The 13,397-nt window shown below is 70.7% G+C and carries 15 protein-coding genes; 3 read left to right on the top strand and 12 right to left on the bottom strand.

The annotated features are described in order from the left end of the window. Positions 1-6: 6 nt before the first annotated feature. The 3 genes from ACFIMZ_RS04610 to ACFIMZ_RS04600 are packed head-to-tail and all read left to right on the top strand — an operon-like array spanning position 7 to position 3,748. Positions 7-1,041, top strand: a complete 1,035-nt coding sequence (locus tag ACFIMZ_RS04610) for an iron ABC transporter substrate-binding protein (protein ID WP_431821600.1) — start codon at positions 7-9, stop codon at positions 1,039-1,041. Between the two features lie 2 nt (positions 1,042-1,043). After that, positions 1,044-2,642 (top strand): ABC transporter permease, encoded by a 1,599-nt coding sequence (locus ACFIMZ_RS04605; RefSeq protein WP_431821599.1) that lies wholly within the window; start codon positions 1,044-1,046, stop codon positions 2,640-2,642. 56 nt (positions 2,643-2,698) lie between these two features. Continuing rightward, complete coding sequence (locus ACFIMZ_RS04600; protein ID WP_431821598.1) at positions 2,699-3,748, top strand: ABC transporter ATP-binding protein; 1,050 nt, start codon at positions 2,699-2,701, stop codon at positions 3,746-3,748. A 52-nt stretch (positions 3,749-3,800) separates the two neighbouring features. On the opposite strand, the gene flhC is transcribed toward ACFIMZ_RS04600, so the two are convergent. From flhC to ACFIMZ_RS04540, 12 genes are all read right to left on the bottom strand, one after another. After that, positions 3,801-4,328, bottom strand: coding sequence for a flagellar transcriptional regulator FlhC (gene flhC / locus ACFIMZ_RS04595; RefSeq protein ID WP_431821597.1), 528 nt, complete (start codon positions 4,326-4,328; stop codon positions 3,801-3,803). An 11-nt stretch (positions 4,329-4,339) separates the two neighbouring features. Next, positions 4,340-4,660 (bottom strand): flagellar transcriptional regulator FlhD, encoded by a 321-nt coding sequence (gene flhD / locus ACFIMZ_RS04590; RefSeq protein WP_431821596.1) that lies wholly within the window; start codon positions 4,658-4,660, stop codon positions 4,340-4,342. A gap of 113 nt (positions 4,661-4,773) precedes the next feature. Next, positions 4,774-4,914, bottom strand: a complete 141-nt coding sequence (locus ACFIMZ_RS04585) for a hypothetical protein (protein WP_431821595.1) — start codon at positions 4,912-4,914, stop codon at positions 4,774-4,776. 355 nt (positions 4,915-5,269) lie between these two features. Then, positions 5,270-5,818, bottom strand: a complete 549-nt coding sequence (locus ACFIMZ_RS04580) for an SRPBCC family protein (RefSeq protein ID WP_431821594.1) — start codon at positions 5,816-5,818, stop codon at positions 5,270-5,272. Between the two features lie 15 nt (positions 5,819-5,833). Continuing rightward, positions 5,834-6,424, bottom strand: coding sequence for a LolA family protein (locus ACFIMZ_RS04575; protein ID WP_431821593.1), 591 nt, complete (start codon positions 6,422-6,424; stop codon positions 5,834-5,836). Between the two features lie 41 nt (positions 6,425-6,465). Beyond that, on the bottom strand, positions 6,466-6,888 hold the full coding sequence (locus ACFIMZ_RS04570) for a quinol oxidase (RefSeq protein ID WP_431821592.1): 423 nt from the start codon (positions 6,886-6,888) through the stop codon (positions 6,466-6,468). A gap of 31 nt (positions 6,889-6,919) precedes the next feature. Beyond that, a complete protein-coding gene (locus ACFIMZ_RS04565) occupies positions 6,920-7,699 on the bottom strand; it encodes an anti-sigma factor family protein (protein ID WP_431821591.1) in 780 nt (259 codons plus the stop codon). Next, positions 7,699-8,214: a sigma-70 family RNA polymerase sigma factor gene (locus ACFIMZ_RS04560; protein ID WP_431821590.1), complete on the bottom strand. Its 516-nt coding sequence runs from the start codon at positions 8,212-8,214 to the stop codon at positions 7,699-7,701. Before ACFIMZ_RS04560 ends, ACFIMZ_RS04565 begins: the two co-directional genes overlap by 1 nt. Positions 8,215-8,241: 27 nt before the next feature. After that, entirely contained in the window at positions 8,242-8,601 is a 360-nt protein-coding gene (locus ACFIMZ_RS04555; RefSeq protein ID WP_431821589.1) for a COG4315 family predicted lipoprotein, read from the bottom strand. A gap of 332 nt (positions 8,602-8,933) precedes the next feature. Beyond that, positions 8,934-10,760 (bottom strand): beta strand repeat-containing protein, encoded by a 1,827-nt coding sequence (locus ACFIMZ_RS04550; protein WP_431821588.1) that lies wholly within the window; start codon positions 10,758-10,760, stop codon positions 8,934-8,936. A gap of 488 nt (positions 10,761-11,248) precedes the next feature. Further along, positions 11,249-12,493 (bottom strand): NAD(P)/FAD-dependent oxidoreductase, encoded by a 1,245-nt coding sequence (locus ACFIMZ_RS04545; protein ID WP_431821587.1) that lies wholly within the window; start codon positions 12,491-12,493, stop codon positions 11,249-11,251. A 66-nt stretch (positions 12,494-12,559) separates the two neighbouring features. Then, positions 12,560-13,345 (bottom strand): ABC transporter substrate-binding protein, encoded by a 786-nt coding sequence (locus tag ACFIMZ_RS04540; RefSeq protein ID WP_431821586.1) that lies wholly within the window; start codon positions 13,343-13,345, stop codon positions 12,560-12,562. Between the last annotated feature and the right edge of the window lie 52 nt (positions 13,346-13,397).

The following is a 13,397-nucleotide window of genomic DNA, read 5'->3' as shown; positions in this document are numbered from 1 at the left end:
ACCGACATGAAGACATCTCCCGTCAGCCGCCCGATGCGGCACCTCGTCGCCGCGGCCGCCGCCGCGCTGATGCTGACCGGCGCGCTGCACATGACATCCGCGCACGCCGCCACGCTCACGCTGTACAACGCACAGCACGAGCAGGTGGTCAACCAGCTCGTCAAGGACTTCGAAGCACAGAGCGGCATCAGCGTGAAGGTGCGCTCGGGCGAAGGCCCGGCGCTCGCTGCGCAGCTCGTCGCCGAAGGCGACCGCACGCCGGCCGACGTGTATTTCACCGAGAACTCGCCCGAGCTCGTGCTGCTCGACCACAAGGGCCTGCTCGCGAAAGTCGACGCCGACGCGCTGAAAGCCGTGCCCGCGCGCTTCAACGCGACCGACGGCAACTGGCAGGGCGTGCTCGCGCGCGAAAGCGTGCTGATCTACAACACCGGCAAGCTCCAGCCGACGCAGCTGCCCGCATCGCTGCTCGATCTGGCGAAGCCGGAATGGAAGGGCAAGGTCGGCGTCGCGCCGAGCGACGCCGACTTCCTGCCGCTCGTGAGCGCGGTGCTCGCGCTGCACGGCGAGGCCGCGACGCTGCAATGGCTGAAAGGCCTGAAGACCAACGCGCAGATCTTCGACGACGAGGAAGGCGTGACGGCGGCGGTCAACCGGGGCGGCGTCGTCACCGGCATCGTCAACAACTACTACTGGGCACGTCTGCATGCCGAGCTCGGCGACAAGTCGACGAAGAGCGCCGTGCATCACTTCACGCGCGGCGATGTCGGCGGCGTCGTCAACGTGTCGGGCGCAGCGGTGCTGAAGGCGTCGAAGCGTGCGGCCGATGCGCAGAAGTTCGTTGCGTATCTCGTCAGCGAGCGTGCGCAGAAGCTGATGGCGACGAGTCACGTCAGCTTCGAGTATCCGCTCCACCCGGGCGTCGCACCCGACCCGATCCTCAATCCGTTCAACGAGCTGAGCCCGCCGTCGCTGTCGTTCGAGCAGCTCGGCGACGACAGCCAGGCCGGCAAGCTGCTGCGCCAGGCCGGCCTGCTCTGAGCATGCTCGACGCCGTTCCCGGCTTGCCCGCCGTCGCGCCCGGCGCCGGCCGCGGCGCGGCGCGGCGGCGTGCGCCGCGCGCGCTCGTCGCGGCCGCGCTGCTCGGGCCGCTCGCGATCCTGCTGCCGATCGGCTTCACGCTGTATCGCGCGGCAACGCTCGGCGCGCAGGATGCGCTCGACCTGCTGTGGCGGCCGCTCGTCGGCGAACTGCTCGTCAATACGCTGCTGATCACGCTCGCGGCAACGCTCGCCTGCGCGGTACTCGGCACGGCCGTCGCGTGGTGCGTCGAACGCACGACGCTGCCGCTGCGGCCGCTGTGGGCCGCGCTCGCCGCCGCGCCGCTCGCGGTGCCGCCGTTCGTCACGAGCTATGCGTGGGTGTCGATCAGCCTCGACCTGCAGGACTTCCTCGGCGCGCTGATCGTGCTGAGCGCCGCGTACTTTCCGCTCGTCTACCTGCCGGTCGCCGCCGCGCTGCGCGAGCTCGATCCCGCGCTCGAGGAAAGCGCGCGCACGCTCGGCTGCTCGCCGCGGCAGATCTTCATGCGGGTCGTGCTGCCGCAGCTGCGCCCGGCGCTCTACGGCGGCATGCTGCTCGTCGCGCTCGGGGTGCTGTCCGAATTCGGCGCGTTCATGCTGCTGCGCTTTCGCACGTTCACGACCGAGATCTACGCCGAATACCGCACGTCGTTCGACGGCGGCGGCGCATCGCTGTTCGGCTGCGTGCTGATCGCGCTGTGCCTCGTCTGCGTGGTCGTCGAAGCGCGCGTGCGCGGCCGCGCACGCTACGGCCTCACGCATCGCGCGGCGCGCCGCGCCGCGCTGCGTTACGAGCTCGGCGCGTGGCGCGGCGTCACCGTCGCGGCCTTCGTCGCCCTCACGGCCGCGACGCTCGGCGTGCCGCTCGCGACGATCGGCTACTGGCTCACGCAGCAAGGCGCGGCCGCGGTGACGCCGGCCGACGTGTCGCCCGCGCTGCTGTGGCACGCATCGCTCGCGTCCGCCGGCTACGGTCTCGCCGGCGCCGCGCTGACGACGCTGCTCGCGCTGCCGATCGCGTTCCTGCTGGCGCGCTTTCCGGGCCGCGTCGCAACGGCGTTCGAGCGCATCGCGATGACCGCGCAGGGCGTGCCGGGCATCGTGATCGCGCTCGCGCTGGTCTCGCTGACGGTGCGGCTCGTCGAACCGCTGTACCAGAGCGCGCCGATGCTGATCGGCGCATACGCGATCCTGTTCCTGCCGCTCGCCGTCGTCAGCGTGCGCGCGGCGTTCCTGCACGTGCAGCAGCAGCTCGAGGAAACGGCGCGCGCGCTCGGGCTCGGCTGGCGGCAAACCTTCATGCGCGTCGTGCTGCCGCTCGTCGCGCCGGGGCTCGGCGCGGCCGCGACGATGGTGTTCATCTCGGTCGTCACCGAGCTGAACGCGACGCTGCTGCTGTCGCCGACCGGCACGCGCACGCTCGCGACGCAGGTGTGGAGCGACACGTCGCAGCTCGCGTTCGCGGCCGCCGCGCCGTATGCCGCGCTGCTCGTCGCGCTGTCGCTCGGCGCGTCCGTCGTCCTGTTCCTGCTGCTCGGCCGGGCCTCCGTGCGCGCGTGAGCCGCCGTCCGCCCGACCCGCCCGCCCCGCCCCGCCCCGCCCTACCCGATCCTTCCATGAGCGAACTCCGAATCCGCGGCCTCTCCAAGTCCTTCGGCGCGCACGCGGTGCTGCACGACGTCGACCTGACGGTGCGGCGCGGCACGCTCGTCGCGCTGCTCGGCCCGTCGGGCAGCGGCAAGACCACGCTGCTGCGCATCCTGTGCGGTTTCGAGCGCGCGGACCGCGGCACGGTCGACATCGACGGCCGCTGCGTCGCGTCGGCCGGCACGCACGTCGCGCCCGAGCGCCGGCGCATCGGCTACGTGCCGCAGGAAGGCGCGCTGTTTCCGCATCTGACGGTCGCGGACAACATCGCATTCGGGCTGCCGCGCGCGGCGCGGCGCGCGCAACGACGCGTCGGCGAACTGCTCGGGATGGTCGGCCTGCCGGCGTCGTATGCGAGCCGCGCGCCGCAGCAGCTGTCCGGCGGCCAGCAGCAGCGCGTCGCGCTGGCGCGCGCGCTGGCGCCCGAGCCGTCGCTCGTGATCCTCGACGAGCCGTTTTCGGCGCTCGACACGTCGCTGCGGCACGAGACGCGCAGCGCGGTCACCGCCGCGCTCGCCGCGGCCGGCGCGACGTCGGTGCTCGTCACGCACGACCAGCCCGAGGCGATGACGCTCGGCGACGAGGTCGCGGTGCTGTGGCAAGGGCGCCTCGTGCAGACGGCCGCCCCGCAGACGCTCTACCGGCAGCCCGTCACGCGCGACGTCGCGTCGTTCGTCGGCCAGGCCGTGCTGCTGGCGGGACAGGTGCGCGACGGCCGCCTCGCGTGCGCGCTCGGCGAGCTGCCGCTCGTCGCGCCGCTGCCCGACGGCCCGGCCGATGCGATGCTGCGCCCCGAGCAGATCCACGTCGTGCCTGCTGCGCTTGCCGACGCCGCGCGCAGCCATCCGGCGCAGGTCGAATCCGCGCAATTCGCGGGGCAGGACGCCGACGTGTTCGCGCGCCTCGCGGCCGCGCCCGATACGCTCGTGCGTGCGCGGGTGCCCGGCCATCGCTGTCCGGCCGTCGGCGAGCGCGTCTCGCTCGCGGTCGACGGCGCGGTGATGGCGTACCAGCGCTGAGGTTCGCGGCGCGGGGCGCCGCACCTCCCCCCGCACGCCGGCACGCGGACATTCAATGCATCGCGTGCTTCGCCGTCTTGCCCGCGCGCGGCGGCGGCCGGCAGATCGCGCACGCCTTGCGTCCGTGCAGTTCGTACTTGTGCCCGATGAACCTGCCGCCGCAGCGAGGGCACAGCGTCATCTGCAGGATCCCGCCGTTGAAGAAGCGCACGAGCGTCCACGCGCGCGTCAGGTCGAGCTGCACGTCCATGCCCGCATGCGTGCAGTGCTCGCGATACAGCCGGTAGCCCTTCGTCAGCGCGTCGAGGTGCGAGCAGCGCGCCTCGTCCCTGAGAAACAGATAGGTGTTGTAGAACAGCGATGCGTGGATGTTCGCCTGCCACGTCATGTACCAGTCGGCCGACGAAGGCAGCATGCCCTTCGGCGGCGACGCCCCTTTCACTTCGCGGTAGAGCCGGATCAGGCGCTCGCGCGACAACGTGAGCTCGGATTCGAGCAGCTGCATGCGCGCGCCGAGCTCGATCAGGGCGACTGCGCGCGACACTTCGCGCGCGTATTCGATGAGGCTCGCCTTCGACATCGCCGCCCCCGTCACGCGAACTGAGCGGCCGGCTGGCCCGCCAGCAGGATCGCCGCATGCGTGTGCGCGACGTCGGCATGCATCGGCGACTTCGCGAGCGCGGACAGCATCGCGTGATCGCCGAACCGGAAGCCGCACAGCAGCTGGTCGCAGGCTGCAAGCCGCGTCGTCTGGGTGAACGTCAGCGTCGACAGCAGGTCGGCGAGCGGCGCCGACAGGCCGAGCCGGAACATGCCCGCCTCGCGATCGTCGTGCAGCAGGCGTTGCGCGAGCATCAGGTAAGACAGGTTGAGGTCCCGAATCGAATCCAGCGTCTCGTTGTTATGGTTCACGTCTCTCTCCGTTGCGGCGGGGCGCCGCGTGTGGCCGGCGCGCATCGCCGGCCTGCCGTTCGTCTTCGCTCCATCGGCGCGCCGTCACGCGCACCGTCGGACGTACCCGGCGTTCAGCATCCGTCGCGCACGTCCGACACGCCCTCGGCGATGAGGCTCTTCGCCAGTTCGCGTAAAAGGTGCTCGGTCAATGCGCCGGCGCCGCTCTGGGCGAGGCGTTGCAATTCGATCAGGTCCTGGGCTGCGCGGCTCATGATGGTCTCCGTGTGGTGTGGAATACGGAATGTCAAGCTGCTGGTTCGACAAGAAGGAAGCCAGCCACTCAAGCCTCATGCAGCGTTCGATCGCTAAACCGGGCACGGAGGCGTCCGTTGTGGGGATATCGGCACCCGCGTCGAGGCAGGGGCGATCACGTCGGACGAAAAACGGAATGCGTTTGTTGTGAGGAGAGTATCGGCAACGGCAGGCGGGATTCAAATCATCGAATGCTGATCTTCCCGTCATATTTTTGCGGGCCCGCGCGTCATACTTTTGCCGGCCGTCGTGTAGGGATTCGCCGACACGGCCGGCGCGCCGCTGACAGACGCCTGCTCCGCTGCCGGCCCCGCGTCAGCCATGGCCCGCCGGCCCGCCCTGCGGGTCCGCACAGCACGCACGGCACGCACCGGCGACCGGCGCGAACGAACGACCGTCCGCCTCGACGCAGGCGCCGAGCAGCTGCGCGAGCCCGCGCGCGCCTTCGCGCATCACGACGTCGTGATTCCATTTGAACAGCGGACGGGCCAGCGGCGCGAGCCAGTTCATCCAGCGCACGTGCGTGCGGATGTGCCAGTCGTAGCGAACGACCGTGCGCTCGGCATCGCCGGCGAACGACCAGCGGCCGTCGCCCTCGACCGCGCCGCTCGCGCGGCCCTCGAGCACCCGCATCGGCTCGACGCGCAGCACGCGCATGTCGAAGCTCAGCCGGTACGGCAGCGCGCCCTTCCATGTGTACCGATGCAGCGCGCCGACGCCGTGCGTGTCGCCGCACTCGACCTCGACGGTCCGCTCCGCCCCCTTCCACCAGTCCGGCCACATGTCGGCCTGGTAGATCGCGTTCCAGACCGCCGCCAACGGCGCGTCCACCCGCCACGTCGTCGAGAACCGGTACTCAGCCATGCCGCCTCCGGCATATCAGGGATCGAAGAAATGATCGGGGAACGCGACGTCGATCTCGACGTCGTCGAGCGTGACGGTCTCGAGCGGCCGGTCGTCGTCGTCCGCGAAGCTGACCACCTTCAGCGGAAAGCCGTCCTCGGCGTCGAGCCACAGCTGGTAGCGATGCACGCCCGCCACCGCATGCGCGGGCGCGCCGGTGACGGTGACCCGCAGCGCGGTCCGGCCGCCGACCGGCTCCTCGCCCAGCACCACGGTCAGGCCGCCTTCCTGCAGCGCGCGCACGTTGCGCAGCAGCTCGCCGACATCGGACTGGTCGACCCGGTGGCCGCTCGGGTCGCGCACGAGCGGATTGGTCGGCGCCAGCGACAGCGCCGGCGGCAGGTGCGCGCCGAACGGCCGCACCCGCACCTTGCGGCTGACCGGATCGTAGACCAGCACCGCGCCATGATGCGGCGCAACGAAATCCATCCGGATGTAGCCGGGCTTCCGATACGCGTAGTGGATCTCGGTGTGCTCGCCCTGCCGCGGCCACGAACGGATCGTCGCCCGGTACGAGCTCGCCTGCTCGAAATGCGTCTGCGCGACGGTCACGGGATCTGCGGTCATGCTCGCTCCAAGCAACGCGGCGGCGGCCAGCCATCCGGCGATCACGGCGCCTCCTCGACCTCCAGCACGCCCTCCATGCCGCGGTCGCGATGGCTCTTGAGGAACAGCAGCCGATGCGTGCAATAGTAGGCGAAGCGGCCCGCCTGCGTCGGCGTGAAGCGGAAGGTCCTCGGCGTGGCCGACAGCTCGGCGCGCACCGCGATGCCTTCCTGCGGCGCGTCGATCGCGAAGCTGTGCGGCGTCAGCCCGGCCTCCTTCGACACCGTCAGCTCGACCGGGACGCGGGCCTTCACGATCACGTGGCTCGGGCGAAAGAAGTAGCTGCCGCCGACGATCGCGACCCGCTGCACGCCGTCCGCGTCGACCGGCACGCGCACCGGCGTATCGTCGGCGGCGCGCGCGGCGCCCATGCCGGCTGCAGCGGCCGCCAGCGCAAGCAACAGGAACCGGACCGTCCGCCGCATCGCATCCTCCGTTTCCGCGCTACGCGACTCGTCATCCCTTCCACGCGTCGGTCGAGCCGCCGAGCGCGCCGCACGCTTCCATCGCGATCTCGCGCAGGCGCGGCTCGTCGCCGCGGCCGGACAGCGCATAGCCCATCCCGCGATCCGACCAGAAGTAGGTGCGGCGGCCGTCGGCGACGAGCGCGCGCGGCGCCACGCTGCGCCCGCCGAAGACGGTCGCGTACAGCGTCACGCGCTCGCCGTCCGCGCGCTGGTACATGAACTGCGCGGCCGGCCCCGATACGCCGGGCAGCAGCCGCCCGCCGATCAGCGTGTAGCCGTATTCGGCGAGCGACGGCGCGCGGACCGGCTGGCCGACGCGTTCCGACAGCCACGCCGCGAGCCGCTCCGGCTCGCTCGCGCCGATTTCGACCGGGTGCTGGAGATCGATCGCGTAGACCGCGTACGCGACGTCCGCGCGCGCGGCAAAGGCCGGCGTCCCGCCGAACGTCGTCCATCCGGCATGCAGCGCGAGGCCGAGCAGCAGCCCGGCCGCGAGCCCGCCGAGACCGGCCGCGACGCCCCGACGCCACGATGCGCGGCGCTGCACGAACAGCACCGGCGCGGCGCCGGGCAGCGGGAACAGCGCCTGCAGCGCGGCGCGCTGCGCGCGGTAATGCGCGAATCGTTCGGCATCCTCGTGATTCGCCTGTAGGCGTTCGAGCACCTCGCGCCGCTCCGGCCCGGACAGCTCGCCGTCCAGCAGCGCGGACAGCAGCCGGGCCGACGCGTCCGCGTCGTGTTCGTTCGAGGGCTTGTGCGAATCGTCCATCATGCCTTCCTGATCACCCGTAGCGCGGCGTGCCGGCTCGCCGACGCATCGTCCGACAGCAGCGCGCGCATGTGCTCGCGCGCCCGCGCGAGCCGCGACATCACGGTGCCCACCGGCACCGCCAGCACCTGCGCGGCCTCCTGGTAGCTCAACTCCTCGAGCGCCACCAGCAGCAGCACCTCGCGCTGCTCGACGGGCAGCCGGTACAGCGCGCGCTGCACGTCGCGCAGCAAGAGCCCGCTGATCTCGCCCGCGGGCGCGGCCATCGTCTGCCAGGGCGCGGTCGCGTCATCCACCGCGATCTCGCGCCGCGCGCGCAGCTGGTCGATGAAACGGTGACGCAGCAGCGTCAGCAGCCACGCGCACAGGTTGCCGTCGACGCGCGGCGGCTTGTTCAGCGCGCGTTCGAGCGTGTCCTGCACGAGATCGTCGGCCCAGGCCGGGTCGCCCGTCAGCGCACGCGCGTACCGCGTCAGGCGCGGCAGCCACACCAGCAGGTCCGATTCGTAGCTCATCCGGACGCCTCGCGCAGGGTCGCGCCGTCACGGCCGCGCAACGTGCCACATGCCGCCCATCCCGTCGCCGCCCGCGTCGCCCGGCTTGCCGTCCATCTTCCACCGGTACAGCGGGTGTCCCTTGTACGCCCATTGCCTCTTGCCGTCATCGCGCTTGACGAAACTCCATGCGCCCGACGCCTTGTCGTAGGCATCGGCGAGCGCCGGCGGCCAGCTGGCCGTGCATGCGCTGTCGCACTGGCTCTTGCCCGGCGCGTCGTGATCGAACGTGTACAGCGTCATCCGGTCTTCGTCGACCAGCTTCCCGCCACTGACCTGCGGCGGCTCTGCGGCGGCGGGCAGCGCAGCCCCGATCGTCAGCGCGGCGACGAACAGCATCCGTTTCATTCCCGCTCTCCTTCGCATGACATGGCGACGCACACCGCGCCGCCGGGCGCGGACACGGCCGTCGCGAAACGGGAGAATCGACGCCATCGCGGAAATTATCCCGCCGCGCGGCCGCGCCGTGACTCAGTAGATAAACGGACGAGCGCGGCCGGTTATTCCATCGCGACCCGACAAATGCGTGGAAGCGGTGACTGACGGCCGGGTTCGCGGGGTGCGCGGGGTGCGCGAACGGGGTCGAATGGAAAAGGCGGCATGACATCGCTGTCATACCACCTTGGCTGACCGCCGGCGGGCAACGGCGATGCGCGCCGCTGCCCGGGGGTCCGGCTGCATTACCTCGGCAGTGCGCTCGTCAGCGTCGTCAGCAGCGACGACACCGGCGCGAGCGGGTTGTTCGCCGAGCCGCTGCCCGAATGCGGCGTGACCGACACGCTCGGCGTCGAGCCGAGCGCCGTGCCGACTGCGGTGCCGGCCGAGTTGACGACCGTGGCCGTCGCGGTCGCCCCGGTCGTCAGCACCGAGCCGACTGCGCCGGCCGTGCTGCCGGCCGCGCCTGCGCCCGCGCCCATCAGGCCGCCGCCCGCCGCCGCCGTCGAACCGGCCGCGCCCGCGAGCGCGCCGCCCGCCTGCGACAGTGCCGCCGGACCGTTCGCGAGTGCGCCCGTCAGCGCGCCCGGCGCTTGCGACAGCGGCGCGCCCGCGTTGCTCAGCGCGCCCGTCGCCGTGCCGAGCGCACCGGTCAGCGCGCCGGCCGGATTGCTGCCGGTCGGCAGCGCGTTCTGCAGCCCGTTGACGAGGTTCGTGATCGGCGCGATCGGGCTGCCGCCGCCCACGCCGGACAGCGTGTTCACGACCTGGGTCACTGCGCCCTGAACCGGGGCCAGCGGGTTCGTGCCGCCGCCGAGGTTGCCTAGCGCGCCCGTCAGCGCGCCGGCCGGGTTGCCGCCGCCGAACGTGCCCACGATCTGGTTCAGCGCACCCTGGACCGGCGCCAGCGGGTTTGCGCCGCCGCCGAGGTTGCCCAGCGCGCCGGTCAGCGAATTCACCGCGTTGCCGAGTGCGCCCGTCGCCGTGCTGACGGCGTTGCTCAGCGCGCCGGCCGGATTGCCGCCGGTCGGCAGCGCGTTCTGCAGCCCGTTGACGAGGGTCGTGATCGGTGCGATCGGGCTGCCGCCGCCCGCGCCGGACAGCGTGTTGACGACCTGCGTCACCGCGCCTTGCACCGGCGCCAGCGGATTGGACCCGCCGAGGTTGCCGAACGCGCCGTTCAGCGAGTTCACGGCGTTGCCCAGCGCGGCTGCCGGATCATTGCCGCCGAACGTGCCGGCCAGTTGCGTTACCGCGCCCTGGACCGGCGCCAGCGGGTTTGCACCGCCACCGACGTTGCCCAGCGCGCCGGTGATCGTGTTCACCGCATTGCTGAGCGCACCGGCCGGGTTGCCGCTGCCGAGTGTGCCGACGACGTGGTTCACTGCGCCCTGTACCGGAGCCAGCGGGTTCGAACCGCCGCCGACGTTGCCCAGCGCACCCGTGACCGTACCGACCGCGCCGCTCAGTGCGCCAGCCGGGTTGTTGCTGCCCAGCGTGCTTGCGACCTGATTCACTGCGCCTTGCACCGGAGCCAGCGGGTTCGAACCGCCGCCAACGTTGCCCAGCGCACCCGTCAGCGCGCCGGCCGGGTTGTTGCCGCCCAGCGTGCTCACGACCTGATTCACCGCGCCCTGGACCGGAGCCAGCGGGTTCGAACCGCCGCCAACATTGCCCAGCGCACCCGTCAGCGCGCCAGCCGGATTGTTGCCGCCCAGCGTACCCACGACCTGATTCACTGCCCCTTGCACCGGCATCAGCGGATTCATCGTGCCGCCGCTGCCGCCAAGCGCCCCCGTCACGGTATTCACCGCACCGGCCGGCGCGCCGGCGGGATCGCCGAACGACGTCTGAATGGCGCCCGCCCCGGACGCGGTCACGCTGATCGATCCCAGCGGCGTCGTACCCGCCGCGGTGATGCTCGCCGACACGCCGTTCGACGGCGGATTGACGATCACCTGCGGAATCGACAGCACATCGAGCGATCCGGCTGCCGCGGACCCCGATGCCAGCACCCCGAACGCCGTCACTGCCGACAGCGCCGCACCCGTCAATTTAAAGTTTTTTCCCATCGTAACCTCGTCTCGGTTGGCACTACGTTGATGAAGCACCGGGACGGGTCGCACGAAGCGTGCCATCTGGAAAATCACGCTTCCATTTCTCGTTTACTGCATTGCAATAACGCTCCGTCAATTGATTTCATTACGAAAAATTCCACATACTCGCTTAATGATGTGAAGAAACAGACGCCGCGGACACGCCGTGTAACGTAACGTTTGCGAGGCCGACGTAACGTGTTCAGGTACATTCAGAATGCCCCTGCAAGATCGCTTTTCATGGCGTCGGCATGTCAATCGGATTGACTGGTCATCGCTCATTTCCGGAATATGAAAATGCAATGGAAAATTCCTCCGCACGCCGAATCTTTTATTGATATTACGAGGCGTCTTTCCGGACAATTACGCGGACGATCAAAAATCACGCAAGCATCGATATCGCCGACAGCCGAATGAAAAACTGTGTCGCGCGAGCGTGAGCGCCGGCCGGACATCCGGCCCGCTCAGCCGAAGCGCGCCGGGCGATACGGATGGGGATCGATGTAGGTCGGCGCACCCGTCATCATCTCGGCGAGCAGCCGGCCGGTCGCGGGGCCGAGCGTCAGCCCGTGGTGGCAATGGCCGAACGCGAACCACAGGCGCGGATGGCGCGGCGCCGGCCCGATCACCGGGCGCATGTCGGGCGTGCACGGCCGCATCCCGAGCCAGGGCGCGGGATCGAGCCGCTCGCCGATGCCGAACGCGTCGCGCGCGAGCGGCTCCGCGCGCGCGAGCTGGATGCCGGTCGGCGGTGCGCCGCGCAGCGCGATCTCGACGCCGGTCGTGAGCCGCAGGCGGCCGCCGTCCATCGGCGCAACCACGAAACCTTCCTCGGTGTCGCAGACGGGCACGGCGAGCGGCGCGCGCGTCTGCCGGTAATGCATGTGATAGCCGCGCTTCGCGCGCAGCGGAATCCGGTAGCCGAGCGGCGCAAACGCCTGGTCGGACCACGGGCCGAGCGCGAGCACCGCCGAGCGGGCCGCGATCCGTCCATGCGCGGTGTCGACGCTCCAGCCGTCGCGTTCCTGCGCAAGCGTCGTCGCGTCCCCGAGCACGAACGTGCCGCCTTCGCGCTCGAACAGCCGCGCATACGCTTTCGTCAGTCCACCCGGATTCGACACGGTCTTCGGGTCCTGCCAGTGGAACGCGCCGCAAAACGCGTCGCCGAGGCCCGGCTCCCGGTCGCGCAATGCGCGGGCGTCGAGCACGGTCATCCGCAGGCCATGTTCGTCCGCGACGCGCCGTTGTGCGCGCGCCTCCGCGTCGAACAGCGCGGGCGAACGGAACGCCTCGATCCAGCCGCCGTCGTGCACGAGCGGCTGCGCGTCGGTGCGCGCGAGCAGCGCGTCATGCTCGGCAACGCTCGCCGCGACGAGCGGCAGCATGTCGCGCGCGGCGGCCGCGAGCCGCTCGGGCGACGATTCCCGCCAGAAGCGCGCGAGCCAGCCGGCATAGGCGGGCAGCGCCTTGTAGTCCCAGTAGAGATCGACCGAGCGGTTGCGCAGGTAGCGCAGCAGCGTGCCGAGCTTGCGCGGAAACGCATACGGCACGACCGACGAACGCTCGATCAGCCCCGCGTTGCCGTGGCTCGTTTCCTCGCCCGGCGCGCGCCGGTCGACGAGCGCGACGCGCAGGCCGCGATCCTGCAGGTGCAGCGCCGACGACACGCCGACAATGCCGGCCCCCAGGACGATGACGTCGAAATCCATGCTTCCTCGCACTGCGTCGAGATTCGGTGCGGCGCGCGCCGGGTCGTGCGCCCGGCGCGGCCGTGCTCACTTCGCGATGATGTCGCGCTTGAAGTACTTCTGCGACAGCGCGCTCAGCGTGCCGTCCTTCTTCAGCGCATCGAGCGCGCCGACGATCTTCGCCTGCAGCGCCTTGTCGCCCTTGCGCATCCCGAAGCCCGTGCCTTCGCCGAGCGTCACCGGGTCCTTCAGCGGCTCGCCGACGATCTGGTAATCGTGGCCGGCCGGCTTGTCGAGGAAGCCGTCCTGCGCGGTCTGCGCTTCCTGCACCGCGGCGTCGAGGCGGCCCGCGACGAGATCCGCGTAGATCTGGTCCTGATCCTGGTACGACACGACCGACACGCCCGCGCCGGCCCAGTGCGCCTTCAGGAAATCCTCCTGCGACGACCCTTGCAGCACGCCGACGCGCTTGCCGCGCAGGCTCGCCGTGTCGGGCAGCAGCGGCGAGCCGCGCTTCGCGACCATCACGATCGGCACGACGTAGATCGCCGGCGTGAAATCGATGCTCTGCCGGCGCTTCGCGGTGACGTTCATCGCCGAGTTGATCGCGTCGAACTTGCGCGCCTGCAACGCGGGAATCAGCCCGTCGAACGCGTTCTCGACCCACACGCACTTCATCTTCAGCTTCGCGCACACGGCGTTGCCGACGTCGACGTCGAAGCCCTGCAGCTGCCCGGACGGCGTCTTGCTCTCGAACGGGGGATAGGCGGCTTCGATCCCGAAGCGCAACGTATTGGCGGATTGTTCCGCGTGGGCCGTGACGGCCGCGCCCGCGAAGGCCGCGGCGGCGCAAAAAGCAAGCTTCCAGTTCATGTCGGGTCCTGTCCGGGTTGAGGCAATGAAGATCGGCAGCGCGATTCCATGC

It is taken from the genome of Burkholderia sp. F1, assembly GCF_050813845.1.
Lineage (GTDB): Bacteria > Pseudomonadota > Gammaproteobacteria > Burkholderiales > Burkholderiaceae > Burkholderia > Burkholderia ubonensis.
Note: the sequence above shows the minus strand (reverse complement) of the source record. Positions and strands in the feature narration are given on the sequence as shown.

Coding starts and splice junctions, on each gene's coding strand:
- ACFIMZ_RS04580 (WP_431821594.1), bottom strand. CDS start 5,818: ATGGCTGAGTACCGGTTCTCGACGACGTGGCGGGTGGACGCGCCGTTG.
- ACFIMZ_RS04600 (WP_431821598.1), top strand. CDS start 2,699: ATGAGCGAACTCCGAATCCGCGGCCTCTCCAAGTCCTTCGGCGCGCAC.
- ACFIMZ_RS04585 (WP_431821595.1), bottom strand. CDS start 4,914: ATGAGCCGCGCAGCCCAGGACCTGATCGAATTGCAACGCCTCGCCCAG.
- flhC (WP_431821597.1), bottom strand. CDS start 4,328: ATGTCGAAGGCGAGCCTCATCGAATACGCGCGCGAAGTGTCGCGCGCA.
- ACFIMZ_RS04610 (WP_431821600.1), top strand. CDS start 7: ATGAAGACATCTCCCGTCAGCCGCCCGATGCGGCACCTCGTCGCCGCG.
- ACFIMZ_RS04560 (WP_431821590.1), bottom strand. CDS start 8,214: ATGAGCTACGAATCGGACCTGCTGGTGTGGCTGCCGCGCCTGACGCGG.
- ACFIMZ_RS04545 (WP_431821587.1), bottom strand. CDS start 12,493: ATGGATTTCGACGTCATCGTCCTGGGGGCCGGCATTGTCGGCGTGTCG.
- ACFIMZ_RS04570 (WP_431821592.1), bottom strand. CDS start 6,888: ATGCGGCGGACGGTCCGGTTCCTGTTGCTTGCGCTGGCGGCCGCTGCA.
- ACFIMZ_RS04550 (WP_431821588.1), bottom strand. CDS start 10,760: ATGGGAAAAAACTTTAAATTGACGGGTGCGGCGCTGTCGGCAGTGACG.
- ACFIMZ_RS04540 (WP_431821586.1), bottom strand. CDS start 13,345: ATGAACTGGAAGCTTGCTTTTTGCGCCGCCGCGGCCTTCGCGGGCGCG.
- ACFIMZ_RS04565 (WP_431821591.1), bottom strand. CDS start 7,699: ATGGACGATTCGCACAAGCCCTCGAACGAACACGACGCGGACGCGTCG.
- ACFIMZ_RS04575 (WP_431821593.1), bottom strand. CDS start 6,424: ATGACCGCAGATCCCGTGACCGTCGCGCAGACGCATTTCGAGCAGGCG.
- ACFIMZ_RS04555 (WP_431821589.1), bottom strand. CDS start 8,601: ATGAAACGGATGCTGTTCGTCGCCGCGCTGACGATCGGGGCTGCGCTG.
- ACFIMZ_RS04605 (WP_431821599.1), top strand. CDS start 1,044: ATGCTCGACGCCGTTCCCGGCTTGCCCGCCGTCGCGCCCGGCGCCGGC.